A 24,876-nucleotide genomic window follows, 5' to 3' on the forward strand; every position below is an offset into this window, starting at 1 on the left:
GGGGGGGGTCGCGCGCTGTGGCGGGGTGTGTGGTGGGGGGGGGGGGGCGGCGTGGGGGGGGGGGGGGCGGGCGGTGGGGGGGGGGGGGGGGGGTGCCGGGGGGCGGTGGTTTGGGCGAGGGTGCGGAAGAGGAGGGCGGTGGAGGTGGCGCCGGGGTCCTGGTGGCCGGTGCTGCGGTCGCCGAGGTAGGAGGCGCGGCCCTTGCGGGCGCGGAGGGGGGTGGTGGCGCGGGCGCCCTGTTCGGCGGCTTCGGCGGCGGCTGCGGTGGCTTCGGGGAGGTCGGCGCCGGTGGCGGCTGCGGTGCGGAGGGCGGCGACGGCGGGGGTCCAGGCGTCGACGATGGTCTTGTCGCCGGGGTCGGCCTTGCCGAGGGCGCGGATGGCGTCCAGGCCGGCGGCCAGGGCCTCGGCGAGGGTGGCCGGGTCGGCGGGGCCGGGGAGGGCGGCGCCGATGGCGCGGAAGGCCTTGCCGTAGAGGGGGCCGGAGGCGCCGCCGACCTTGGAGATCAGGGTGGTGCCGGTCTTGGTGAGGACGGCGCCGGGGCCGTCCGGCCGGAGGTCGTCCAGGGCGGCGAGGGCGGCGGCGAAGCCGCGGCGGAGGTTGCTGCCGTGGTCGCCGTCGCCGATCGCCGAGTCGAGGTCGGTGAGGAGGGTCTGCTGCTGTTCGACGGCCGTCGCGATCGCGCGGATCCAGGCCTCGGCGAGGGGGGTGTCGAAGTCCATGCCGGCTCCGTTCAGGCGCGCTTGAGGGCGGGGGTGTCGACCGGGGCGTCCCAGAGGTCCAGCAGCTGGGCGTCGGCCTTGGTGAGGGTGAGGGAGAAGCCCGCCATGTCGAGGCTGGTGACGTAGTTGCCGACCAGGCTGCGGGCCACCGTGATGCCGCGGTCGGCGAGCCGGGCGGCCACCTCGCCGTAGACCACGTACAGCTCCAGGAGTGGGGTCGCGCCCAGGCCGTTGAGCAGGGCGATCACCTCGTCGCCCGGGGTCAGGTGGTGGTCGGCGAGGATGGTCTCGACCACCTCGGCGGCCAGTTCGCGGGCGGGGCGGAGCTTCTCGCGGCGGCGGCCGGGCTCGCCGTGGATGCCGACGCCGACCTCGATCTCGTCCTCGGGCAGGTCGAAGCCGGGCTTGCCGGCGGCCGGGACGGTGGCGGCGGTGAGCGCGATCGCGAAGGAGCGGGAGGCGGCGTTGACGCGCTCGCCGAGGGCGGCGACCTCGTCGAGCGGGGCGCCGCGTTCGGCGAGGGCGCCCGTGGTCTTCTCGACCAGGACGGTCGCGCCGGTGCCGCGGCGGCCGGCCGTCCAGGTGGAGTCCTCGACCGCGACGTCGTCGTCGACCAGGACGGTGCGGACCTCCAGGCCCTCCTCGGCGGCGAGTTCGGCGGCGAGCTCGAAGTTCATCACGTCGCCGGTGTAGTTCTTGACGACGAAGACGACGCCGCAGCCGTTCTCCACGGCCTTGGCGGCGGCCAGCATCTGGTCCGGGACGGGGGAGGTGAACACCTCGCCGGGGCAGGCGGCGTCGAGCATGCCGGGGCCGACGAAGCCGCCGTGCAGCGGCTCGTGGCCGGAGCCGCCGCCGGAGATCAGCGCGACCTTGGGGCCGGCCGGGCGGGCGGCCCGGGTGATCACCCGGTTGGGGATGTCCACCGCCAGCTCGGGGTGGGCGGCGGCGACTCCGGCCAGGGCGTCCTCCAGGACGCTCTCCGGGGTGTTGATCAGTTTCTTCAACGTTCTTCGCTCCCTTGGGTGACCGCGGTGTGGACGCAACAGCCTGGGGCCGACGCTACGCCGGATGGGGGGTGCGGGCACGGGGTGCGACACGCGCGGTTCCGCTCACCCTTCCGGAGCAGTGGGGCGGGGCCTAGGGTCGGGCGCATGAGTGGACGGGTGGGAATCGTTCTGGTGTCGCACAGTGCCAAGTTGGCCGAGGGGCTGCGCGAGTTGCTCGGTGAACTCGCCCCGGACGGTGTGCGGGTGGTGGTCGCGGCCGGGACGGAGGACGGCGGGCTCGGCACCAGCTACGAGCTGATCGCCGGGGCGGTCGTGGAGGCGGACGGCGGGGCCGGGGTGGTGGTGCTGCCGGACCTCGGCAGTTCGGTGCTGACCGCGGTGACCGTGCTGGAGGACGAGCCGCGGCCGGGGGTGCGGCTGGTGGACGCGCCGTTCGTGGAGGGCGCGGTGGCCGCCGTCGTCACCGCCTCGACCGGGGCGGGGCTGGCCGAGGTGGTCGCGGCCGCGGAGGAGGCGCGTTCCTTCCGCAAGGTGTAGCGGCGCTCACTTGGCGTCGGCGTAGCAGTCCACCACCGCGGTGCTGAGCGGGAAGCGCACCGGGGTGTCGCCGAAGACCAGCCGGCGGGCCTCGTCGGCGGACTCGGCGACGGCGGCGGCCACCTGCTCGGCCAGGTTGGCCGGGGTGTGCACGATCACCTCGTCGTGTTGGAAGAACACCAGGTGCGGGCGGTCCGCCGGGCCGGGCACGGGCAGTTCGCCCAGCCGCCGGCGCAGCGCCGCCAGCAGGGCGAGCGCCCAGTCGGCGGCGCTGGCCTGGATGACGAAGTTGCGGGTGAAGCGGCCGCGGGCGCGGGCGGTGCGGCCGCCGGTCTCGCCGCCGGCGTCGGCCTCGGTGAGGTCGAGGAAGGCGGCGGAGGCCGGCGGGCAGACCCGGCCGAGCCGGGAGGTGACCACGCCGCCGTCCTCACCGGTGCGGGCCGCCGCCTCGACGTAGCCCATCGCGGCCGGGTAGCGCCGGCGCAGGGTGTTCAGCAGCGGGCCGATGTCGCCGCTGGTCTGCCCGTACATGGCGCCGAGCAGGCCGAGCTTGGCCTTGTCGCGGTCGCCCTGGAAGGCCTGGGCGGCGAGCGACTCGTAGAGGTCGCCGTCGGCCGCGGTGCGGGCCAGCCCGGCGTCCTGGGAGAGTGCGGCGAGCACCCGCGGCTCCAGCTGGGCGGCGTCGGCGACCACCAGCAGCCAGCCCGGGTCGGCGACCACGGCGCGGCGCAGGATGCGCGGGATCTGCAGGGCGCCGCCGCCGCGGCTGGCCCAGCGGCCGGAGACCACGCCGCCGACCACGTACTCGGGCCGGAAGCGGCCGCCGCGGGCCCAGGCGTCCTGCCAGGCCCAGCCGTGGGCGACGTGGATCCGGGCCAGTTCCTTGTAGCGGATGAGGAGTTGGGCGGCGGGGTGGTCGATGCGCTTGAGCTCCCAGGAGCGGGTGGAGGTCAACTGGATGCCGGCCTCGGCGAAGGCGCGCAGCACCTGGGTGTGCGAGTCGGGGTTGAACGGTTTGGCGCCGAGGGCCTGTTGGAGTTCGACGGCGAGGTCGGCGAGCACCCGGGGCTGGGTGCCGGGGACGGCGGGGCGGGGGCCGAGCAGGTCGGTGAGCAGCCGGTCGTGGACGTCGGAGCGCCAGGGCAGGCCGTCGTGGGCGATCTCGGCGGCCACCAGGGCGCCGGCGGACTCGGCGGCGACCAGCAGCCGGAAGCGCTGCCGGGCGGCCGGGTCGGTGACGGCGGCGATCCGCCGCTGCTGCTCGGCGTGCACGGCCACCACGGCGGCCAGTGGGTCGGCGCCGGGCGGCAGTTGCAGCCGGTCGGGGGCGAACAGGGTGTCCTGGCCGTCGTCCGCGTCGGACAGGCCGGGTTCGGGCAGGTCGTCCGGGACGGGCAGGCCGTGCAGCCGGGACCAGGCGGCGCCGAGCGAGCGGGGCGCGCCGAAGCGGCCCTCGTGGGCCAGCAGCAGCGCCTCGACCAGCCGGAGGTCGTGGCAGCGGGCGAGCCGGTCGGGCAGCCGGGGCAGCAGCGGGGCGTACCCGGAGTCGGCGGCGGCCCAGACCCAGCGCGGGCGGTCGGCGGACTCCAGGGCGGCGACGGCCGCGGCGAGGTCGCGGACGGCCTCCGGCGGGCCGAGCGGCCGGCCGGTGTCGTCGAGCGGCTGGAGGCGGCCGCCGGGGCCGTGCTGGTCGGGCACGAGGGCCGTTCTGGGGGCCACGGCGGGTGTCTCCTCTCCTGGGGCGCCTTCTGGCGGTGCTGCGGCGGGCCGGGGGTGCGGGGCGGGTGTACGGGTGGGGCGCGGGTGTGCGGACCGGGGGTCCGCGCGGTCGACGTTAACGGGTGGGTCTGACAACGATGACCTGGGGTGTATGGGCACGCGGGGTGACACCGCGTAGGGTCGGCGGAATGACCGAGAACCCGTTCTTCGCGGCCAGCCCCCTGGTCTACGAACTGCCTCCCTACGCCGAGATCCGGGAGGAGCACTACCTGCCCGCGTACGAGCGCGGAACGGCCGAGCAGCTGGCCGAGATCGCGGCGATCACCGACGACCGGTCCGAGCCGACCTTCGAGAACACCCTGGTGGCCCTGGAGCGCTCCGGTGAGCTGCTGGACCGGGTGGACCGGGTGTTCCGCAACCAGTCCTCCTCCGACACCACCGAGCTGCTGGAGGAGGTGGAGGCGAAGGTCAGCCCGCTGCTCGCGGCCCACCACGACGCGATCCACCTGGACCGGCGGCTGTTCGCCCGGATCGAGGCGCTGCACGGGAACCGGGCCGCCCTGGGACTGGACCCGGAGTCGCTGCGGCTGCTGGAGCGCTGGTACACCGCGTTCGTCCGCTCCGGCGCCCGGCTGGGCGCGGCCGAGCAGGACCGGCTGCGCGAGCTGAACGCCGAACTCGCCGCGCTGGGGACGACGTTCCAGCAGAACGTGAACGCCGCCACCCGCGCCGCCGCGCTGGTCGTGGACACCGCCGAGGAGCTGGCCGGGCTGTCCGAGGGGGCGATCGCCGGGGCCGCCGAGAACGCCCGGGTGCTCGGCCACGAGGGCCGGTACGTGCTCAGCCTGAAGAGCACCTCCACCCAGCCCGAGCTGGCCCAGCTGGCCGACCGGTCGGTGCGCGAGCGGCTGCTGGCCGCCTCGCTCGCCCGGGCCGGCGCGGAGAACGGGCCGCTGGCGATCCGGATGGCGGGGCTGCGCGCCGAGCGGGCCGCGCTGCTGGGCTTCCCGAACCACGCCGCCCACGTCGTCGCGGACGAGACGGCCGGGACGGTCGAGGCGGTGTCCGGGCTGCTCGCCCGGCTGGTGGAGCCGGCCGTGGCGAACGCCCGCCGGGAGGCCGCCGAACTGGCCGCGGTGGCGGCCGCGGACGGCGTCGAGGAGATCGCCGCGCACGACTGGGCGTACTACTCGGAGAAGGTGCGGCAGGCCTCCTACCAGGTGGACACCGCCGCGCTGCGCCCGTACTTCGAGCTGGAGCGGGTGCTGGTGGACGGCGTGTTCTTCGCCGCGGGGCTCGCGTACGGGATCACCTTCACCGAGCGGCCGGAGCTGACGGCGCACCACCCGGACGCCCGGGTCTTCGAGGTGTTCGAGGAGGACGGCACCGCGCTGGGCCTGTTCATCGGGGACTTCCACGCGCGGGCGTCCAAGCGCGGCGGCGCGTGGATGGACGAGCTGGTGGGCCAGTCCGGGCTGACCGGGCGGCGGCCGGTGGTGCTGAACACCCTCAACGTCCCGCGCCCGGCGCCGGGCGAGCCGGCACTGCTGAGCTGGGACGAGGTGCGCACCCTGTTCCACGAGTTCGGGCACGCGCTGCACGGGCTGTTCTCGGACGTGCGCTACCCGCTGTTCGCGGGCACCGCGGTGCCGCGGGACTTCGTGGAGTTCCCCTCGCAGGTCAACGAGATGTGGATGGTCCGGCCCGAGGTGCTGGCCAACTACGCCCGCCACCACGCCACCGGGGAGCCGCTGCCGGCCGAGCTGGTCGAGCGGATGACCGCGGCCGAACGGTTCGGGGAGGGCTTCCGGACGGTGGAGTACCTCGCGGCGACGCTGCTGGACTGGGCCTGGCACACCCTGCCGCAGGGCCACCGGGTCGAGGACGCCGAGGAGTTCGAGGCGCGGGTGCTGGCGGAGGCCGGTCTCGCGGTGGCGGCGATCCCGCCGCGCTACCGCACGCCGTACTTCCAGCACATCTTCTCCAGCGGCTACAGCGCCGGGTACTACGCGTACATCTGGTCGGAGGTGCTGGACGCGGACACCGTGCGGTGGTTCGAGACCAACGGGCGGTCGGTGCGGGACAGCGGCGAGCTGTTCCGGCGCGAGCTGCTGGCGCGCGGTTTCGGCCGGGACCCGCTGGAGTCCTTCCGCGCGGTGGTCGGCCGGGCGCCGGAGACCGCGCCGCTGCTGGAGCGCCGCGGTCTGGGCTAGTCGGTGGTCTGGGCTGGTCGGCGGTCTGGGCTGGTCGGCGGGACGGGCCGGCCGGCGGTCCGGGCCGGTCAGCGCGGGGTGAGGGTGACCGTCACGGGCGTGCCCGGGCGGGCGTGCGGGAGCCGGATCCGTACGGTTCCCGCGCGGCCGTCCGCGGGCTGCTCGACCTCGACCCGGGCGCCGGCGGGGGAGACGGCGACCCGGGCGCCGCGCGGGAACGCGGCGGGCGGCAGGACGAGTTCGCCGGTGCGGCCGCTGCCGTCGGCCGTCCAGCGGACGGTGGCGGTGCCTGCGGCGCCCCCGGTGGCGGTCCGGACGTCGGTGCCGGGGACGGCCGCCGGGTACGGGCCGAAGGCGGGGCCGTCGCCGGGCGCCGGGTGGCCGGCCGGGTCGAGGGCGCAGTAGCCGCCGGTGCCCCGGCACCAGTACCACATCGTCCAGCCCTCGGCGAAGCCGTCCATCGCGGCGACCTGGCGGCGGACCAGCAGGGTGTTGCCGGGGGTGCGGGAGTCGGGCGGGCCCCACTCGCCGACCAGCACGGGCAGGTGGTGGGCGGCCGGGTAGCCGGTGATCGCGGCGGCGTACTGCTCGACGAAGCCGTCGGCGGGGTTCCAGTCGGCGCCGTTCTCCACCGCGGTGTCGTAGAAGTGCGGGGCGTAGCCGAGCCGGGGCGCGCCGGGTCGGGGGTCGGTGAAGCCGGGGAGGGCGGTGGGCACGCCCTGGCCGACCAGGACGGTCGGTTCGACGAACAGCCAGGCGCGGGAGTCCGCCCGGCGGACGGCGGCGATCAGGCGGCGGTACATGTCGGCGAGCCGGCCCTGTTCCAGGGCGGCGGAGGCGGCGGCGAGCACGGCCGGGTCGGTCGGGTCGCCGTCCACCGGGCCGAACGGCTCGTTGAACAGGTCGTAGCCCAACAGGGAGCGGTGGCCGCGCAGTTCGCGGGCGAGCCGGGTGTAGAAGTCGGCCTGCCAGGCGCGCAGGTCGGGGTCGTCGTAGAGGTGGCGGAAGGCGGCCTGGACGGCGGGCTGGAAGTAGCCGGCGAACCAGTCCTTCGGGTCGGGGGTGAAGGGCAGGCCGTCGTCGCGGGTGGCCCAGCGCGGGATGCCGTTGGTGCCGCCGCCGAACCGCGGCCCGTAGACGTCCTGGTGGAAGTCGACCAGGACGAGCAGGCCCAGGCGGTCGGCCCGGTCGAGGAGTGCCTGGATCCGGTGCAGTTCGGTGGGGTCGAGGCGGCCGCGTTCGGGCTCCAGCCTGGTCCAGGAGACCGGCAGCCGGACCAGGGTGAAGCCCTGGGCGGCGACGGAGTCGAGGTCGGCCGGGGTGGCCTCGGCGTACTTGTCGAGGTTGACGCCGCGCAGCTGGAGGCGGCGGCCCCGGTCGTCGGTGAGGGCGGTGCGGCCGTCCGGGCCGGTGGCCGTTCCGGTGGGGAAGTGGCTGGGGAGGCGGGTCGGGGGGCCGCCGTGGGCGGCGGCCGGGGCGGCGGCGCCGAGGGTGGCGGTGGCGGCGAGCAGCAGGGCGACGGCGGTGCGGCACAGGCGCATCGGGGACCTCGCACGGCGGGGGGTGGGGGCCCGATGATGCCCGTGCTCCCCGGGCCGGCACAAGGGTCGTGCGCGGACGGGGCCGGTGCGGTGGCCCGGTGCGGCCCGGGCGGGGCAAGGGCCGTGCGCGGAGGGGGAGTTCAGTCGCCGTTCGGTTCGGCGGGGGCGGGCGGCAGGACCGCGGGCGGCAGGACGGCGGTGGGCAGGTCCGCGGCTGCGGCGAGCCGGCCCCAGAGCAGGTCGGCCAGGGCCTGCACCATGCGGGTGCGCGAGCAGGGTCTGGTCTCCAGCCACCAGTCGCCGGCGGCCAGCACCATGCCGGTGATGCCCCGGCCCCAGGCCTCGGCGAGCAGGTCGCGGTCGGCGCCGAGGTCGACCTGGTTCTGCACGGCGCGGGTGATCTCCTCGGCGATCTGCCGCAGCGCGGGGGCGAGGGCGTTGCCCGCGCCGCTGGGGTCGCCGGGCTCGGGGTGGGTGAGCAGCCGGTAGACCTGGGGGCGGGCCTCGATCCCGGCGAGGTAGGTGTCCAGGACGTGTTCGACCCGGTCGCGGCGTTCCAGCGGCTCGGCCAGGGCGGCCCGGACGGCGGCCAGCAGGCCGCCGGTGTGGCGCTCGGTCAGGGCCCTGATCAGGCCGGTCCGGTCGCCGAAGTGGCGGTAGAGGATCGGCTTGGTGATGCCGGCCTCGGCGGCGATGGCGTTCATGCTGGCGCTCGGCCCCTCGCGCTGGATGACCCGGTCGGCGGCGTTGAGCAGCTGCTCGCGGCGGGGCTCTCGGGACATGCGCTGCTCCTCGGGATTCTGGGTGGCCTGGGCGTTGACACCGGTTACCAATCAGTAGCAGACTCCGACGATGTTACCCGGGGTAACACCCCGGTGGGTCGCACCCGGCGGCCGTGATCCCCGCGTCGTGACTCCTGCACCGCCATCCCTGCACCGCCATCCCTGCGTCGTCACCCCTTCTGCGGAGGCTCCCTCATGAGCAGCACGTTCTCGCTGGACCCGGGCGCGGACCAGCTCGCCGTACGCGACTGGCTGCACGGCTTCGCCGCCGACGTGATCCGCCCCGCCGCGGCCGAGTGGGACGAGCGCGAGGAGACCCCCTGGCCGGTCATCCAGGAGGCCGCCAAGCTGGGCATCTACTCGCTGGACTTCTACGCCCAGCAGTACTTCGACCCCTCCGGCGTCGGCATCCCGATCGCCATGGAGGAGCTGTTCTGGGGCGACGCGGGCATCGGGCTGGCCATCGTCGGCACCACGCTGGCCGCCGTCGCGGTGCTCGCCAACGGCACCGACGAGCAGATCGGCACCTGGACCCCGCAGATGTTCGGCACCCCCGACGACGTCAAGGTGGCCGCCTTCTGCTCCTCCGAGCCGGACGCCGGCTCGGACGTCTCCGCGCTGCGCACCCGGGCCGTGTACGACGAGGCCAAGGACGAGTGGGTGCTCAACGGCACCAAGACCTGGGCCACCAACGGCGGGATCGCCGCCGTGCACGTGGTGGTCGCCACCGTCGACCCCGGGCTCGGCGCCAAGGGGCAGGCCTCCTTCGTCGTCCCGCCGGGCACCCCCGGGCTGAGCCAGGGCCAGAAGTTCAAGAAGCACGGCATCCGCGCCTCGCACACCGCCGAGGTGGTGCTGGACGGCGTCCGGGTGCCCGGCAGCTGCCTGCTCGGCGGCAAGGAGAAGCTGGACGAGCGGCTGGCCCGGGCCCGGGAGGGCGTCAAGCGGACAGGCGGCCGGGGCAACGCGGCGATGGCCACCTTCGAGGCGTCCCGCCCGGCCGTCGGGGCGCAGGCGATCGGCATCGCCCGGGCCGCGTACGAGGTCGCGCTGGACTACGCGAAGACCCGGGAGCAGTTCGGCCGCCCGATCATCGACAACCAGGGCGTGGCCTTCCAGCTCGCCGACATGCGGACCCGGATCGACGCGGCCCGGCTGCTGGTCTGGCGGGCGTCCTGGATGGCCGCCAACAACCAGCCGTTCACCGCCGCCGAGGGCTCGATGTCCAAGCTCTACGCGGGCGAGACGGCCAAGTTCGTCACCGCGCAGGCGATGCAGATCCTCGGCGGCAACGGCTTCACCCGGGAGTACCCGGTGGAGCGGATGCACCGGGACAGCGCGATCTACTCGATCTTCGAGGGGACCAGCGAGATCCAGCGGCTGGTGATCGCCCGGGCGGTCTCGGGGATGCCGATCCGCTAGCCGGGGCCGATCCGCCGGCCGGGGCCGGGGCCGGGTCGGGCTGCCGGGTCGGGCTGCCGGGTCGGGCTGCCGGGTCGGGACTACCGGGCCAGCCAGAAGGTCAGCCCGGCGGCGAGGGAGCCGACCACCGCACCGACGATCGTCTGTGCGGTGGTGTGGTCCCGCAGCACCACCCGAGACCAGCCGATCACCGCGACCAGCGGGTAGAGCAGCAGCCACAGCGGGCCGAGCGCGATGCCGAGGCAGGCCACCGCGCCGGCCGCCACGGCGGTGTGCACGGAGACCTTCCACCAGACGGTGATCACCAGGATCGGCACCAGCGAGGCGAACATCGCCGCCACCATCGCGGTGAGGTCGCGCGGGGCGTGCGCCAGGATCATCACCGCGAAGCTGACGGCGACCGAGCCCATGATGAACGGGATGACGGTCAGCCGGCGCTGCCGGTGGCCGACGTGGCGGTCCTCCAGGGTGCCCTTGCGGATGCCGCGCTGGATGAACAGGGTCGGGATGACGGCCGCGAACAGTGCGGCGAAGGCGGCCCAGCCGAGACCGGACCAGCCGTAGCGCAGGCCGCCGATCAGCAGGCAGACCGCGATGATCACGTTCTTCGGCTCGACGCCGTCGGTGACCCGGCGGGCCCAGGTCGTCCGGCTGGTGGGGGCGGCCGTGGCCTCGGTGGTCATCGGGGTGCGTGCTCCGGGTGGGGAAGGGCGGTCGGCGGCTCGGCGCCGGTCGCACGATCGTACGTGAGCCGGCGGTGCCGCCGTCCGTCCGGAGGGCCCGCGGGGCCGTTGCTCAGAACCGCGCCGGGCGGCCCGCCAGGAACGCGGCCAGCCCCTCGTGCACGTCCGGGGCCTTCCGCGAGCGCCGCTCCCAGGGCTCCAGCGCCTCGGCCGCCCGCTCCGCCGGGACGGCCAGCGCGGCCTTCACCGCGCCGATCGTCTGGGTCGAGCGGGTGGTCAGCAGCCGGGCGAACTCCAGTGCCGCGGCGTCCAGTTCGGCGTCCGGCAGGACCCGCTCGGCGAGGCCCAGCGGCAGTGCGTCCCGGCCGCGCACCAACTCGCCGGAGAACAGCAGGTACTTGGCCCGGGCCGGCCCCACCAGCCGGGCCAGCCGCAGGGTCGGCACCGCCGGGTAGACCACGCCGAGCTTGGCCGGGGTGATCCCCAGCCGGGCGTCCTCGGCGACGAAGCGCAGGTCGCAGGCGACGGCCAGTTGGCAGCCGCCGCCCACACAGGCGCCGTGCACCACGGCGAGGGTCGGGTGCGGGAAGGCCGCGAGCGCCTCCTCGGCGGCCACGTTGACCGCGTGGTAGGCGTCCGCGCGCCGCGGATCGCCGTACACCTCGGCGAGTTCGGTGATGTCCGCGCCGGCGCTGAAGGTGTTCCCGGCGCCGGTCAGCAGCAGGGCCCGGACGCCCGGCCGCTCGGCGAGCCGGTCCAGCACCTCGGGCAGCGCCCGCCAGATCGCCAGGGTCACCGCGTTGCGGCGGTGCGGGCGGGCGAACTCCAGGACGGCGACGCCGTCCTCGCCGACGTACGCGTTCAGGCCCTCGGCCCGGGCGGGCAGGGCGGAGCGGTCCCGCGTGAGCAGCGGCTGGTCCATGCGCACCTCCGGCGTCGGTCGTGGTGCGCCCACTCTCTCAGGCCGGGTCCGCGCTCCCCCGGGCCGGTCCGGCGCAGTACGTGCCGAGGCCGTGCTCGACCGTGGCGAAGGCGCGCCGGGCCTCGTCGAGGGCGCCGGGCAGGGCGTCCGCGGCGCGCTCGCCGGCCAGCATCCGCAGGTGGTTGCCGGTGATCAGGGTGAGCCGGACGGCGAGCAGCTGGGCGGCGGCGACCCGGGCGGTCAGCTCGTCGTGGGCCGGGTCCTGGTCGCGCAGCTCGTCGGCGAGCAGGCTCTGGGCGCGCCGGTCGAAGGCCGCGGTGGCGCGCAGGGCCAGCGCCGGGGTGGCGTGGATCAGCCGGATCACGTCCAGCACCACCGGGTCGTCGCTCAGGCCGGTGGCCGGGTCCCGGCGCTCCAGGGCGGCGAGGAAGTGCTCGCGCAGCGCCGTCACCGCGGAGGTGCCCGGGGCGCGGTCGCGCACCACCCGGGCGGGCTCGTCGAGGTGCTGCTCCATCGGCCCGAGGACCAGGTCCTCCTTGGTCGGGAAGTAGTTGAACACGGTCATCTTGGAGACCTCGGCGGCGGCCGCGATCTCGGCCACCGAGACCTGGTCGAAGCCCCGTTCGATGAACAGGCCGATGGCCGCGCGGAAGATCCGGACGCCGGTCTGGATCTTCTTGCGCTCGCGCAGCGGGAGGGCGTCGAGGTCGCGGTCGGGGCCGAGGTCCAAGCCGTGGTGGGTCGCCATGCGAAGACTGTACCAGGATCAAAGCTAGACCGAGCAGAAAGATGTGTCGGGATGAAAGATTGGTCTGGATGAAGAATTGACCCAGTCCAAAACTCCTGCCATGGTGGTGCCGAGCCCGCCGGACCGCACCGGTCGGGGCCGACTCCACACACCCCGGGGGGACTTCCCGATGGCACCCGCTGCCCCGCACACACCCGCTGCCCCGCCCGCACCCGGCCGGGCCGGATCCACCCTGATGACCACCGCCCAGCGCCAACTCGGCATGCTGCTCTGCCTGGTGACGATCGTGCTGGCCGTGCTCGACGCCAACATCGTCTCGGCGGCCACCGTGCCGATCGTCCGCGACCTCGACCCGGTCCACGGCGTCGACCGGCTGCCCTGGCTGGTCAGCGCCTTCTCGCTGGCGGCCACCGCGCTGCTCCCGCTCTACGGCAGGCTCTGCGACGTGTACGGCGCCAAGCGGGTGCTGCTCGGCGCGGTCGGCACCTTCCTGTTCGGCTCGGTGCTCTGCGGCGCCGCGCAGTCGATGAGCGAGCTGATCGCCTTCCGGGCCGTCCAGGGCATCGGCGGCGGCGGGCTGATGAGCGTGACCATGGTGGTGATGGCCCAGCTCCAGGACCCGCAGGAGCGCAGGGGCGGCAAGGGCGGCGCGATGGGCGGCATCGTCGCCGGGCTCGGCATGGCGGTCGGCCCGCTGGTCGGGGCGCTGTTCACCGACCACCTCGGGTGGCGCTGGATCTTCTACTTCAACGTGCCGCTCGGCCTGCTCGTGCTGGTCGGCGTCGCCCTGGTGATCAAGCTGCCGCGCGACCTCGGCCGGCGCGGCCTGGACTTCCTCGGCGCCACCCTGGCCGCCGCCTTCGCCACCGGGCTGCTGCTGGTCACCGAGTGGGGCGGCAAGGACTACGCCTGGACGTCCCCGGTGATCCTCGGGCTCTCCGCCGCCACCCTCGCCTCGCTCGGCCTCTTCCTGTGGCGCCAGGCCACCGCCGCCGAGCCGGTGCTCCCGCTCTCGCTGTTCCGGATCCCGGTGGTGCGGATCGGCTTCGCGGTCCAGGGCCTGGTCGGGATGGGCATGATGGGCGCGATCGTCTACGTGATGATCTACCTGCAGATCGCCCGGGGGATCGCCCCGACCACGGCCAGCCTCTACCTGATGCCGATGGCCGCCGGGATGACCGGCGTCGGCCTGCTCGCCACCCGGCTGATCGCCCGCGGCCACCAGCCGCGCACCTTCCTGATCGTCGGCTCGGGCGTCTCGGTGCTCGCCCTGGCCCTGCTCGGGCTCAGCGGCCCGGACACCCCGCTGTGGGCGGTGGGCACCGAACTCGCCCTGCTGGGAGCCGGGTTCGGGCAGCTGATCGGGCAGCTGATCACCATGGTGCAGGACACCGCCCCGCGCGAGCAGCTCGGCGTCGCCACCACCGGCGTCCGGTTCTTCCAGACCCTCGGCAACGCGCTCGGCGCGGCGCTCTTCGGCACGGTGCTGACCCGGGTGTTCGAGGCCGCCGAGCCCGGGCGCTCCCTCTCCGCGGTGCGCACGATGACCGGCGCGGCCCGGGAGCACGCGCTGCGGAGCTTCACGGACGCCGTGGACGTGGTCTTCCTGTCGGCGGGCGGGGTGATGGTCCTGGTGCTGCTGCTGGCGCTGCGGCTGCGCACGGCGGAGCCGGCGGCGCTGGAGGCCGCAGGGGCCACTGGGGCCGCGGAGACTCCCGCGGCGGCCGAGGGGCCGGTGCTGGCGGCCTGAGCGGGGCCGCCGGGGCCTGGCGGAGCCGGGCGGGGGAGGACGGCGGAGCGGGGCTCGGTGGACCCACGGGGGTGTCCACCGGGCCCCGCTCCGCTTTCCCGTGCCGGCGCCGAGGAGTACGCCGAGGAGGGGTCGGCGGGCCGTCAGGCCCCGGTGGCGGTGTGCTCCGAGGCCAGGACCGCCCAGATCTCCTTGTCGTGGCGGACGCCGTTGTGCAGGAACCACTCCCGCAGCACGCCCTCCCGCTGCATCCCGACCCGCTGGGCCACCGCCCGGCTGCGGGCGTTGGCGGCCGAGCACCACCACTCGGCGCGGTGCAGGCCGCGGGTGGTGAAGGCGTAGTCGAGCAGCCGGCGGACGGCGGCGGTGATCAGCCCGCCGCCCTCGCCGGCCGGCTCGGTCCAGGCGCCGATCTCGCAGTTGCCGCTCCGGGTGTCGAAGTGCACGAACATCACGCCGCCGACCAGCGTGCCGTCGCGCCAGATGCCGTAGATCCGGCTGGAGTCGGCGGCCTGGCCGTCGGCGTAGCGCTGCAGGGTGGCGCGGGCCGAGTCCAGGTCGGTGGTGCGGGTGGCCCACGGGATCCACGGGTCGGTGTGGGCGCGGGCGCGGTCGATGTGGGCCAGGAACTCGGGGGCCTGCCAGGGTTCCAGCGGGCGCAGTTCGGCGTTCTCGGCGAGCGGGACGGAATACACGGGCGGGCCTCTCGGGGTGGTGCGACGGGGTGCGCGCGGCGCGAGTGGAGGAGGGAGTGGGGTGGGCCGTTCGGATCATTCATAACAAACGTTTGGTATGTACGATAGCCCCCATGACGCCAGCCCGTGGAGACCATGACGCCCGCCGTTCGGAAGTCTCCGAGGGGGTGTGGCGGGTGCTCTCCGCCAAGGGCTTCGAGGGGCTGACGCTGCGCGCGGTGGCGGCGGAACTGGGTGCCTCCACCGGGCTGTTGACGCACTACTTCCCGAACAAGCGGGCACTGCTGAGCCACGCCCTGGAGGAGCTCGACCGCCGCTCCGCCGCCCGGCCCCGCCGGCTGGCGCCCGCCGACGGCACCCCGCCGCCGCCCGAAGGGCTGGCCCGCCTGCGGGCCGCACTGCTCGACGTGCTGCCGCTGGACGAGGCCACCGAGTCCGGCAACCGGATCTGGGTCAGCTCCTGGGACGTCGCCCTGGCGGACCCGGAACTGGCGGCCGCGCACGCGGGGCGCTACGCCCGGTCGCGGGTGGCGCTCACGGGGCACGTGGCGGACGCCCAGCGGCTCGGCGAGCTCCCGGCCGGCGCCGATCCCGCCGGGCTCGCGGCGGGCGCGCAGGCCTTCGTGCTGGGGCTGGTGGTGCAGTCGCTGTTCGCCCCGGCGGAGTTCCCGGCGCAGCGGCAGATCGCGCTGCTCGACGCCTATCTGACGGGGCTGGTCGGTTAGTCCCTCCCGGCCTGTGGCAGTTCGGCGGCGGGGCCGCCGCGGCTCGGCCGCAGTTCGGTCGCGAGCCGGGTTCCGGCCCCGGGGTGAGGCGTCCCGGGCGCCTCTGTCCGGCTTTTGTCGGATTTCGCCGGTCGGTCGTTCGGGCGGCTGTTTCGTTCAAGGGTGGGGGATTCGCCCGGAATTCCGGTTTTCCGCCCGACCGGCTTTCGCGGCGGTCATGACACGCATTGTCACGGGTTATGCGCGGTGGGTGCTGGATTACCCGGAGGTGATAAACCGCCACGGAAAGTACTCACGGGCGCGATGGCCTGCGGAAATTCGCAGGGTGGCGCCCCCAGCAGGATTCGAACCTGCGACCTACCGCTTAGAAGGCGGGTGCTCTATCCGCTGAGCTATGGGGGCGGGACGGACGGCGCCCTGGCGGGCGTGACCGTGGCCGGGATCGGGCGACGAGCGCTGGGCGCGCACGTTGTCCGGCCCCGTACCTGAGGGTGGGGGTGGGGGTTGGTGGGCCCTCGCCCTGTCGGGGACAGGATAAGGGTGTCCAGTTCCTCGGCCGGGTGTGACGACACCGTCGTTGGTGTGTCGGTTCGGTGGAGCGGTCCGATAATCGCAGGTGGAGACCGTGTGTGCAGCGGTCTGGGACAGTTCCGGGCCGGACGTTGTGCAGTCGTTACGGGGCTGCCTCCCCACCCGTTATGGATTCGACACGGAGAATGTCCCGCCGCCGGTGCGGGTGGGGGGTCCTATTCGGCTCGCTCCGGCGTGATGACGTGCGCGGACGGCCCGGCCCGGGTGTTCCGCCGTGCTGCGGGGGTGGCCGCGATCTGGCCGTTTCTTGTCATGACCGCGAAGAGATGGTACCCGAGCGGTGTGCGAAGGCCGAAATTCACCCCTGTGAGTGACGGCCGTTTTTCACCCTGCCGATCGGCCTACTAGTTGTCCACAGGATTTCGGAACCGGGTGGTCGTGATTTCTTCCGGGACGCACTCTGAACTCGCACCGCTCGATTCCGTACGGTGCGTCGGCGAGAACGGGGAGTGCGCTGTGAACGAGGTTCAGGTGACGGTGATCGGCAATGTCGCGACCGAGGTGCGCTACGGGGAAACCGCCGGCGGGGTGCCGATGGCGGACTTCCTCCTCGGCTGCACCGAGCGGCGGTACGACCGCGAGCGCGCCTGCTGGGCGGACGGCGGGACGCAGTGGCTGAGGGTGACGGCCTGGCGGGCGCTCGCGGTGAACCTGATCGGCTCGCTGGCCAAGGGCGAGCCGGTGCTGGTGACGGGTCGGCTGCGGGTGCGGGAGTGGACGGAAGGGGAGGTGAAGCACAGTCGGGTCGAGATCGACGCCCGGTCGATCGGACACGACCTCACCCGGGGTACCACGGCGTTCCGTTGGGCGGCGGGTGTGCGCGGGCAGCCGCCGGGCGCGGCGGAACCGCCCGGCGCGAAGCCTGCGGGCGAGCCGGTGCCGGGGTGGATCGTCGACGCACTGGAGTCGCGCCGGGCTTCGGCGCTGGCCTCAGTGCCCGCTCGGCCGGAGCCGCCGCCGGGTGCGCGGGCGGTGACGGGGCAGCAGAGCGAGGTGTCCGAGGGGGAGCGGGGAGGTGAAGACCGGGCGCTGCTGGGCTGACCGGTCGGTGACCTTCCCTGTCGACAAATATGTTGATCGAGAACGTCGTTGCGCCCGCACGCGCAATCTCGTCCGGATAACGGAAAGTCGCGCAAAGATTCTGTCGGTACGTCAGCTTGTGTGGAACCTGAGAGGGTTGATAACGATCCAGATACGGAATCGTCCTGATTTCGCATGGGGGTTTCGGGGCCTCCGGGGCTCAATAGGATTCACTTGGTTCACACCCGCAGCAGTGCCACAGGGGGCACGCGCGGCACGGCAAGTCGGCGGGCTGCCCACTCGGTGCAAGCCCGCTCCGGAGGGATCCCAGATGTTCAAGCGGCAGGGGCGGAGTCTGTCCCGCATAACCACTGTCATGCTCACGACCAGCATCGGGCTGGGCGGAGGACTGTTCGCGGCCGGTGCGGCGGTCGCGGCTGACGCCCCCGCGTCGGGCGTGACCGCGATCGTCCAGCCGGACATGTTCGGCGAGCGGGTCGACGTCCAGGGCAAGGACAGCGTCGACGCGGGCCTGTTCACCCTCAAGACGGCCTCCGGCGAGCTGCTGCAGACCTACTGCATCGACTTCGACAACCCGGTGTACCTGGACAGCAAGGCCAAGTACCACGAGGCCGACTGGTCCGCGAGCTCCCTCAACGGCAACGCGAACGCCCCCAAGATCCGCTGGATCCTGGAGAACTCGTACCCGCAGGTGCCGATCGACGCCCTGCGCAAGGCGATCGGCGACACCGAGCTCTCGGAGAAGGACGCCGCCGCGGGCACCCAGTCCGCGATCTGGAAGTTCTCGGACAACAAGACCGCGACCCCGCGCAACGAGCACGCCAAGAAGCTGCGCGACTACCTGACGGGTGACGCCAACAAGGGCGTCGCGGCCGAGCCGAAGCCCTCGCTGACCCTCACCCCGGACTCCGTCTCCGGCAAGTCCGGCGCCAAGCTCGGCCCGTTCGTGCTGAACACCAGCGCCAACGAGGTCAAGCTCGCCGTCTCCGGCGACGCCGCCGACAAGATCAAGGTGCTGGACAAGGACGGCAAGCCGGTCAACGGCACGCTGGCCGGCCCGGTCGCCAAGGACACCCAGCTGTTCCTGGACGTCCCCGGCGGCACCCCGGACGGCAAGGCCGTGCTCAAGGCCACCGCCGACACCACCGTCCTCAGCGGCCGGGTCTTCATGAGCGGCCTGGACGACCAGGGCAACCACAGCCAGACCATGATCCTGGCCGGCTCCAAGAAGCTCAGCGTCGCGGCCGCGGGCCAGGCCACCTGGAAGCAGGGCCAGGGCGCGATCGTCGACAGCTCCGCCAAGGAGGAGTGCGCCAACGGCGGCGTGCGCGTCTCCGTCACCAACACCGGCGACCAGCCGGCCGAGGTGACCGTGCAGCCGGGCCAGAAGGTCACCGTGCAGCCCGGCAAGACCGAGACCGTGCTGGTCAAGGTCGCCGAGAAGACCAAGTACGACATCACCGTCACCGGCCCGAACGGCTACTCCAAGAAGTTCACCGGGGTCCTCGACTGCAAGACCGGCGTGACCCCGACCGGTGCCCCGACCACCCCGACCGGCGGCGGCACCACCACCGCCACCCCCTCGGGCACCCCCTCGGGCACCCCGAGCTCCGGTGCCGCCCACCCGGCCCCGTCGACCACCAGCGCCGCCCCGGGCACCGGTGGCCTGGCCCAGACCGGTGCCAATGACTCCACCCCGATCCTCGCCGCCGTCGCCGGTGGCCTGGTCGTGGCCGGTGGCGCCGCGGTCTTCGTCCTGCGCCGCCGTGGCCGTCACGGTCGCACCACCGCCTGAACCGTCTGAAACGGTCCGAACCGCCTGAGCGGTGCTCCGGGAGGCGCTGACCTCCCGGGGCCCCGAACGAGCGGAGCCCGGCCCGGGCCCGGTGCGCGCGCCCCGGGCGCGGACACCCCCGGAGCGAACATCCCGGCGCGGATACCCCGGTGGGGTCACCCCGGCGGTTCGGGGCTCCCGGCCGGGTGCGGCACAATGGAACGCTGCAAGACGAATACTCCCGACGACGCCGGAGCGATCTCACGTGGCGGAATACATCTACACGATGCGCAAGGTGCGCAAGGCGCACGGAGACAAGGTCATCCTTGACGACGTGACGCTCAGCTTCCTCCCCGGGGCGAAGATCGGCGTCGTGGGCCCCAACGGTGCCGGTAAGTCCACCGTGCTGAAGATGATGGCCGGTCTGGAGCACCCCTCCAACGGCGACGCCTTCCTCTCGCCCGGCTTCACCGTCGGCATGCTCCTCCAGGAGCCCCCGCTCGACGAGACCAAGACGGTCCTGGAGAACGTCCAGGACGGCGTCAAGGAGATCAAGGGCAAGCTCGACCGCTTCAACGAGATCGCCGAGCTGATGGCGACCGACTACTCGGACGCCCTGCTCGAGGAGATGGGCAAGCTCCAGGAGGAGCTGGACCACGCCGAGGCCTGGGACCTGGACGCCCAGCTGGAGCAGGCCATGGACGCCCTGGGCTGCCCGCCCGGCGACTGGGCCGTCACCAAGCTCTCCGGTGGCGAGAAGCGCCGCGTGGCGCTCTGCAAGCTGCTGCTGGAGGCCCCCGACCTGCTGCTGCTCGACGAGCCCACCAACCACCTCGACGCCGAGTCGGTGAACTGGCTGGAGCAGCACCTGGCCAAGTACAAGGGCACCGTCGTGGCCGTCACCCACGACCGGTACTTCCTCGACCACGTGGCCGAGTGGATCCTGGAGCTCGACCGCGGCCGCGCCTACCCGTACGAGGGCAACTACTCCACCTACCTGGAGACCAAGCAGTCCCGTCTCAAGGTCGAGGGGCAGAAGGACGCCAAGCGCGCCAAGCGCCTCAAGGAAGAGCTGGAGTGGGTCCGCTCCAACGCCAAGGGCCGCCAGGCCAAGTCCAAGGCCCGCCTCGCCCGTTACGAGGAGATGGCGGCCGAGGCCGACAAGATGCGGAAGCTGGACTTCGAGGAGATCCAGATCCCGCCGGGCCCGCGCCTGGGCAGCGTCGTCATCGAGGTCGAGAACCTCAACAAGGCCTTCGGCGAGAAGGTCCTGATCGACGACCTCAGCTTCACCCTGCCGCGCAACGGCATCGTCGGCATCATCGGCCCGAACGGCGCCGGCAAGACGACGCTGTTCAAGATGCTCCAGGACCTGGAGACCCCGGACTCCGGCAAGGTCAAGGTCGGCGAGACCGTCAAGATCAGCTACGTCGACCAGAGCCGTGCCAACATCGACCCGAAGAAGACCCTCTGGGAGGTCGTCTCCGACGGTCTGGACTGGATCAACGTCGGCCAGGTCGAGATGCCGTCCCGCGCCTACGTGTCGGCCTTCGGCTTCAAGGGCCCGGACCAGCAGAAGCCGGCCGGCGTGCTCTCCGGCGGTGAGCGCAACCGCCTGAACCTGGCGCTCACCCTCAAGCAGGGCGGCAACCTGCTGCTCCTCGACGAGCCCACCAACGACCTCGACGTCGAGACGCTCTCCTCGCTGGAGAACGCCCTGCTGGAGTTCCCCGGCTGCGCCGTGGTCATCTCCCACGACCGCTGGTTCCTGGACCGAGTGGCCACCCACATCCTCGCCTACGAGGGCGAGAGCAAGTGGTTCTGGTTCGAGGGCAACTTCGAGTCGTACGAGAAGAACAAGATCGAGCGACTGGGCGCCGACGCCGCCCGTCCGCACCGGGCCACGTACAAGAAGCTGACCCGAGGCTGACACCCAGCTGTCACAACGGCCCGGCAGACTGCCCCCCGGGGGCGGCCTGCCGGGCCGCGGCCCGTCACCGAGGTTCGGCGGCGGGCGACCGGACACCGAGGAGAACACCCGTGGCTCGCCACATCTACGCCTGCCCGCTGCGCTGGTCCGACATGGACGCCTTCGGGCACGTCAACAACGTGGTCTTCCTGCGCTACCTGGAGGAGGCCCGGATCGACTTCATGTTCACCCAGGCCGCCGAGGCCGGCGCCGGGGAGTTCGCGGGCGGCTCGGTGGTGGCCCGCCACGAGATCGACTACAAGCGCCCGCTGGTGCACCGGCCGGAGCCGGTCACCGTGGAGACCCGGGTGACGCACATCGGCAGCGCCTCGCTGACCGTCTCCTACGACATCAAGGACGTCCACGAGGACGGCTCCGAGACGGTGTACGTCCGGGCCTCCACCGTGGTGGTGCCCTACGACCTGGCCGCGGGCCGGCCGCGCCGGATCTCGCCGGTGGAGCGGGAGTTCCTCTCCCGGTTCATGGACGAGGCCCCGGTCGGCGCGGCAGTCTGAAAGTCCCTGGACCCCCGAACCGATTCGAGCTGAGCCGCGTTGACCGTCACCGCCCGCCTCGCCCTGACCGACACCGGTGAGGCCGCCGACCTCTCCGCCTTCCTGCTGCGCCTGCTGCGCTTCGACAAGGCGGCGGCCGTGCGGCTGCAGGCGGTCGACCCGGCCGCGGCGGACGGCGTGCTGGCGGTCTTCGGACGGCTGCCGCTGGGCGAGTCCGGCGTGCTGGCGATCCGCACCGCCCGGCTGGACCGCCTGGACGAGCCGGTGGACCTGACCGTCTCCGCGGGCCAGCTGCTGGACGGCGTGGACGCCGACTCCGGCGCCGTCGCGCTGCCCGCGCCGGTGACCGGCCCGGCCTGGGCCGGGCTGCTGCCGCCGCGGGTCGGCTGGCGGCCGGTCGGGACCCCGCCGGCGGCCGAGGTGTGCCGCGAACTGATGGCGGCGGTGGGGGAGTTCCGCGAGCGCAGTGAGGCCGTCCCGGCCCACCACCGCACCCGCGCGGTGCTGGACCGGCTGGCGGACGAGGTGTGGTCCCGCCCGGTCTCGGTGCTGCCGGAGCTGCCGCTGCGCGCCGTGCACGCCTCGTACCGGATCGGTTTCCTGAGCCCCGAGGCGCCGCTCTCGGTGCACCGGGCGGGCGGCTGGCTGCGGTTGAGCTCCCCGGTGGGCTCGGTGGTGGTGCGGACCGCGGCCGCGCCGGGCGCGGGACTGGGCCTCAGCCCGCTGCGCTGATCCTGCTGCGCTGATCCTGCTGCGGTAGCGGCAGGCCTACGCTCAGCCCGGGGTGTTGATCATCGAGGCGGCGGCGTAGACCAGGTAGTCCAGCAGCTGCCGCTCGTGCTCGGCGGGCAGTTCCAGGCTCGCCACGGCGGCCCGCATGTGGGTGAGCCAGGCGTCGTGGGCGGCCTTGTCGACCTTGAACGGCGCGTGCCGCATCCGCAGCCGCGGGTGGCCGCGCCGGTCGCTGTAGGTGCGCGGGCCGCCCCAGTACTGCATCAGGAACAGCGCCATCCGCTCCTCGGCCGGTCCGAGGTCCTCCTCGGGGTACATCGGCCGCAGCAACTCGTCCTCGGCGATGCCCTCGTAGAAGCGGCGGGTCAGGCGCCGGAAGGTGTCCTCACCGCCGACCTGCTCGAAGAAGGTCTCCTCGCTGAACGTGCCTCGTCCGATCTCTGTCACCCGACCATGGTCGCAGACGCCGACGGGGCCGTACACCGGGACGAAAGGCGTACGACCCCGTCGGGCCTGAGTGGTCAGGGCAGTGCGCGGACGGCTACGCGTCCTCCCACTTGAACAGCTTCCAGGCGATGCCGGTGAACACGGCCGCGAAGAGCAGCAGTCCGCCCATGGCGGGCAGGGCGTCCATGGCGCCGCCGCCGCGGGTCAGCACCGACTGGGCGGCCGACACCAGGTGCTTGAGCGGCATGACCTGGGAGACGGTCTTCAACCAGTCCGGGGCGCCGTCCAGCGGGAAGAACGAGCCGGACAGGAAGGACATCGGCAGCACGATGAGCTGCGAGATGCCGTTCGCGGCCTCCTCGGTCTTGGCGACCGAGCCGGCCAGCAGACCGATCGACATGAAGGCGAGCGTCGCGCAGGCCACCAGCGGCAGGATCAGCCACCAGTTGCCGGTGAGCTTGAGCCCGAAGAAGCTCGTCGCGACGACCAGGAAGACGGTGGTCTGCAGGAAGGCGGTCACCAGCGAGACCGCGATCCGGGAGCTGACCACCGCACCGGCGCTGATCGGGGCCAGTCGCAGGCGCCGCAGCACCTTGGACTTGCGCCAGTTGACCAGGGTCAGCGCGGCGCCGAAGACCGCGCCGGTGGCGACGGCCCAGCCGAGCAGGCCGGGGGTGAGGAACTGGATCGGCTTGAGCGACTGGTCCTCGACCTGCTGGGAGTCCAGCACGTAGGCGGCCGGCTGGTGGGTGGCGGCCTGGTTGGCGCTCTGGACGACCGAGTTGAGGATGCCCTGGACCGCGCCGGCCTTGACCTGGTCGGCGGCGGTGTAGCGCAGCTCCACCTTGCCGTCCGGGCCCTGGCTGATCATCGCGTCGAAGTCGCCCTTGCGGACCTTCTCCAGGGTGCCGGCCTCGTCGTCGGTCCTGGTGATGGTGAGGACCTTGTCCAGGCCGGCCCGTTCGTCGCCCTGGATCGAGTCGAACAGCTTGACCGCGCCGACCTGGGCGACCTTGGCGTGCGGGCTGGCGGAGCCCTTGGTGACGGAGCCGAAGAAGACCAGGAAGACCAGCGGGAACAGCAGGACGAAGAAGGTCGCGGTGCGGTCGCGCTTCATCCCGAGCAGCATCGCGCGGGACAGGCTCCAGAACGCGCTGACCCGCTCCCGCCCGTCGGCGGAGCCGGCCGAGCCGCCGCGCTGGGCGGGGACCTTCGGCTCGGTGGAGGTGCTGGTCATGCGCGGAACTCCCGTCCGGTCAGCTGGAGGAAGACGTCCTCCAGGGTGGCGCCGCGCACTTCGAGGCCGCGCAGCGCGTTCTGCTCGGCGAGGACGCTGAGCACCGGGGCCGGAAGGCGGGTGGAGACGGAGAGCGAGACGGTGTCGTCCTCCAGGGTGGCGACGTCGGCGCCGGCCGCGGCCAGCAGCTCGCGGGCCCGCTCGACCGGCAGCTGGCCGGAGGCCACGCTGATCCGGACGGTGTCGTCGATCTCGCGGATCAGCGCCGCCGGGGCACCGGTGTGCAGGATCTTGCCGTGGTCCATGATCGAGACCCGGTCGCAGAGCACCTCGGCCTCGTCCAGGTAGTGGGTGGTCAGGACGACGGTGCGGCCCTCGGCGTTGATGTCCCGCAGCAGGTCCCAGAGGTTGCGGCGGGCCTGCGGGTCGAGGCCGGTGGTGGGCTCGTCCAGGAAGACGAGCTCCGGGTCGTGGGCCAGGGCGCAGGCGATCGACAGGCGCTGGGCCTGGCCGCCGGACATCTGGTCGGTGAGGGTCTCGGCCTTGTCCGAGAGCCCGACCCGCTCCAGCATCGCGTCGGCCCGCTTGGGGCCGACCCCGTAGAACGACGCGAAGGTGCGGATCGTCTCCCGGGCGGTCAGCTTCCGGAAGAAGGCGGAGGCCTGGAACTGCACGCCGATGCGCGGCAGCAGCTTCGGGTTGCGCGGCCAGGGGGCCATCCCCAGCAGCTCGACCCGGCCCTCGTCGGGCTTGCGGACCCCTTCCAGGATCTCCATGGTGGTGGTCTTCCCGGCCCCGTTGGGACCGAGGATCCCGTAGAACTCGCCGGCCTCGACGGTGAGCGACACCCCGTCGACGGCCTGCACATCCCCGTACCGCTGGCGGATGCCGTCAGCGGATATAGCAGCAGTCATGAAGCCAGAGAATAGGGCTCATGGGGCGTCTTGTGCACACCGGGGACGGGAACTTGTGGATTCCCTGAGGGAGGCACCGGAAAAGCCGGGGGGGGGGGGGGGGCGCTCAAATATCGAGCCCCGGCGCGGCGAGTCGGTGACGGTCTTTCTCTCTCACTCTGTGACGGTGGGGCGCGGGCTGAGTGTT

At 73.4% G+C, this 24,876-nt stretch carries 21 protein-coding genes, 1 tRNA gene and 1 pseudogene; 10 read left to right on the forward strand and 13 right to left on the reverse strand.

Annotated features, from left to right (window positions below; translation table 11 throughout):
• Positions 1 to 110: 110 nt before the first annotated feature.
• Positions 111 to 722, reverse strand: a pseudogene (gene dhaL / locus ACFWXO_RS38135) (dihydroxyacetone kinase subunit DhaL); the annotation flags it as partial.
• Between the two features lie 11 nt (positions 723 to 733).
• A complete protein-coding gene (gene dhaK / locus ACFWXO_RS38140) occupies positions 734 to 1,729 on the reverse strand; it encodes a dihydroxyacetone kinase subunit DhaK (protein WP_380530008.1) in 996 nt (331 codons plus the stop codon).
• Between the two features lie 147 nt (positions 1,730 to 1,876).
• On the opposite strand from dhaK, the gene dhaM reads away from it, so the two are divergent.
• Entirely contained in the window at positions 1,877 to 2,269 is a 393-nt protein-coding gene (gene dhaM / locus ACFWXO_RS38145; RefSeq protein ID WP_375896688.1) for a dihydroxyacetone kinase phosphoryl donor subunit DhaM, read from the forward strand.
• A gap of 6 nt (positions 2,270 to 2,275) precedes the next feature.
• Here dhaM and ACFWXO_RS38150 read toward each other — a convergent pair whose 3' ends face one another.
• A complete protein-coding gene (locus tag ACFWXO_RS38150; protein WP_380530010.1) occupies positions 2,276 to 3,988 on the reverse strand; it encodes a bifunctional 3'-5' exonuclease/DNA polymerase in 1,713 nt (570 codons plus the stop codon).
• A 188-nt stretch (positions 3,989 to 4,176) separates the two neighbouring features.
• Here ACFWXO_RS38150 and ACFWXO_RS38155 point away from each other — a divergent pair, with 188 nt between their 5' ends.
• A complete protein-coding gene (locus tag ACFWXO_RS38155; RefSeq protein WP_380530012.1) occupies positions 4,177 to 6,201 on the forward strand; it encodes a M3 family metallopeptidase in 2,025 nt (674 codons plus the stop codon).
• Between the two features lie 68 nt (positions 6,202 to 6,269).
• Here the strand turns inward: ACFWXO_RS38155 and ACFWXO_RS38160 are convergent, their stop codons facing one another.
• Both ACFWXO_RS38160 and ACFWXO_RS38165 read right to left on the reverse strand, forming a co-directional pair.
• On the reverse strand, positions 6,270 to 7,742 hold the full coding sequence (locus ACFWXO_RS38160; protein ID WP_380530013.1) for a glycoside hydrolase family 5 protein: 1,473 nt from the start codon (positions 7,740 to 7,742) through the stop codon (positions 6,270 to 6,272).
• Between the two features lie 140 nt (positions 7,743 to 7,882).
• Entirely contained in the window at positions 7,883 to 8,524 is a 642-nt protein-coding gene (locus tag ACFWXO_RS38165) for a TetR family transcriptional regulator (protein ID WP_380530015.1), read from the reverse strand.
• 195 nt (positions 8,525 to 8,719) lie between these two features.
• On the opposite strand from ACFWXO_RS38165, the gene ACFWXO_RS38170 reads away from it, so the two are divergent.
• The gene (locus ACFWXO_RS38170; RefSeq protein WP_380404327.1) at positions 8,720 to 9,946 is read left to right on the forward strand and encodes an acyl-CoA dehydrogenase family protein; all 1,227 of its coding nucleotides are present in this window, start codon (positions 8,720 to 8,722) and stop codon (positions 9,944 to 9,946) included.
• A gap of 80 nt (positions 9,947 to 10,026) precedes the next feature.
• Here ACFWXO_RS38170 and ACFWXO_RS38175 read toward each other — a convergent pair whose 3' ends face one another.
• From ACFWXO_RS38175 to ACFWXO_RS38185, 3 genes are all read right to left on the reverse strand, one after another.
• Positions 10,027 to 10,629, reverse strand: a complete 603-nt coding sequence (locus tag ACFWXO_RS38175; RefSeq protein ID WP_375896703.1) for a hypothetical protein — start codon at positions 10,627 to 10,629, stop codon at positions 10,027 to 10,029.
• A gap of 112 nt (positions 10,630 to 10,741) precedes the next feature.
• On the reverse strand, positions 10,742 to 11,551 hold the full coding sequence (locus tag ACFWXO_RS38180; RefSeq protein ID WP_380530017.1) for an enoyl-CoA hydratase/isomerase family protein: 810 nt from the start codon (positions 11,549 to 11,551) through the stop codon (positions 10,742 to 10,744).
• Positions 11,552 to 11,588: 37 nt separating this feature from the next.
• Positions 11,589 to 12,299: a TetR family transcriptional regulator gene (locus ACFWXO_RS38185; protein WP_380530019.1), complete on the reverse strand. Its 711-nt coding sequence runs from the start codon at positions 12,297 to 12,299 to the stop codon at positions 11,589 to 11,591.
• A gap of 235 nt (positions 12,300 to 12,534) precedes the next feature.
• On the opposite strand from ACFWXO_RS38185, the gene ACFWXO_RS38190 reads away from it, so the two are divergent.
• On the forward strand, positions 12,535 to 14,049 hold the full coding sequence (locus ACFWXO_RS38190; RefSeq protein ID WP_380530029.1) for an MFS transporter: 1,515 nt from the start codon (positions 12,535 to 12,537) through the stop codon (positions 14,047 to 14,049).
• Positions 14,050 to 14,192: 143 nt separating this feature from the next.
• Here the strand turns inward: ACFWXO_RS38190 and ACFWXO_RS38195 are convergent, their stop codons facing one another.
• A complete protein-coding gene (locus tag ACFWXO_RS38195) occupies positions 14,193 to 14,744 on the reverse strand; it encodes a GNAT family N-acetyltransferase (RefSeq protein WP_375896709.1) in 552 nt (183 codons plus the stop codon).
• A 113-nt stretch (positions 14,745 to 14,857) separates the two neighbouring features.
• On the opposite strand from ACFWXO_RS38195, the gene ACFWXO_RS38200 reads away from it, so the two are divergent.
• Positions 14,858 to 15,469, forward strand: coding sequence for a TetR/AcrR family transcriptional regulator (locus tag ACFWXO_RS38200; protein ID WP_375896711.1), 612 nt, complete (start codon positions 14,858 to 14,860; stop codon positions 15,467 to 15,469).
• A 326-nt stretch (positions 15,470 to 15,795) separates the two neighbouring features.
• Here the strand turns inward: ACFWXO_RS38200 and ACFWXO_RS38205 are convergent.
• Positions 15,796 to 15,871, reverse strand: a tRNA-Arg gene (locus ACFWXO_RS38205).
• Positions 15,872 to 16,516: 645 nt separating this feature from the next.
• Between ACFWXO_RS38205 and ACFWXO_RS38210 the strand changes: the two genes are divergently transcribed.
• From ACFWXO_RS38210 to ACFWXO_RS38230, 5 genes are all read left to right on the forward strand, one after another.
• Entirely contained in the window at positions 16,517 to 17,101 is a 585-nt protein-coding gene (locus ACFWXO_RS38210; protein WP_380530022.1) for a single-stranded DNA-binding protein, read from the forward strand.
• Positions 17,102 to 17,456: 355 nt separating this feature from the next.
• Complete coding sequence (locus ACFWXO_RS38215) at positions 17,457 to 18,896, forward strand: Cys-Gln thioester bond-forming surface protein (RefSeq protein WP_380530024.1); 1,440 nt, start codon at positions 17,457 to 17,459, stop codon at positions 18,894 to 18,896.
• 244 nt (positions 18,897 to 19,140) lie between these two features.
• The gene (gene ettA, locus ACFWXO_RS38220; protein ID WP_375896271.1) at positions 19,141 to 20,805 is read left to right on the forward strand and encodes an energy-dependent translational throttle protein EttA; all 1,665 of its coding nucleotides are present in this window, start codon (positions 19,141 to 19,143) and stop codon (positions 20,803 to 20,805) included.
• Positions 20,806 to 20,915: 110 nt separating this feature from the next.
• Positions 20,916 to 21,359 carry a thioesterase family protein gene (locus ACFWXO_RS38225; RefSeq protein WP_360242622.1) on the forward strand — a complete coding sequence of 148 codons (444 nt, stop codon included), beginning with the start codon at positions 20,916 to 20,918 and terminating at the stop codon, positions 21,357 to 21,359.
• Between the two features lie 39 nt (positions 21,360 to 21,398).
• Entirely contained in the window at positions 21,399 to 22,091 is a 693-nt protein-coding gene (locus ACFWXO_RS38230; RefSeq protein ID WP_375896267.1) for a hypothetical protein, read from the forward strand.
• Between the two features lie 42 nt (positions 22,092 to 22,133).
• On the opposite strand, the gene ACFWXO_RS38235 is transcribed toward ACFWXO_RS38230, so the two are convergent.
• From ACFWXO_RS38235 to ACFWXO_RS38245, 3 genes are all read right to left on the reverse strand, one after another.
• Complete coding sequence (locus ACFWXO_RS38235) at positions 22,134 to 22,538, reverse strand: globin (RefSeq protein WP_375896264.1); 405 nt, start codon at positions 22,536 to 22,538, stop codon at positions 22,134 to 22,136.
• Between the two features lie 94 nt (positions 22,539 to 22,632).
• Positions 22,633 to 23,775, reverse strand: a complete 1,143-nt coding sequence (locus ACFWXO_RS38240; protein WP_380530027.1) for an ABC transporter permease — start codon at positions 23,773 to 23,775, stop codon at positions 22,633 to 22,635.
• Positions 23,772 to 24,689: an ABC transporter ATP-binding protein gene (locus ACFWXO_RS38245; protein WP_375896259.1), complete on the reverse strand. Its 918-nt coding sequence runs from the start codon at positions 24,687 to 24,689 to the stop codon at positions 23,772 to 23,774. Before ACFWXO_RS38245 ends, ACFWXO_RS38240 begins: the two co-directional genes overlap by 4 nt.
• Positions 24,690 to 24,876 lie beyond the last annotated feature (187 nt).

Origin of the sequence: Kitasatospora sp. NPDC059088 (genome assembly GCF_042738155.1) — a bacterium.
Lineage (GTDB): Bacteria > Actinomycetota > Actinomycetes > Streptomycetales > Streptomycetaceae > Kitasatospora.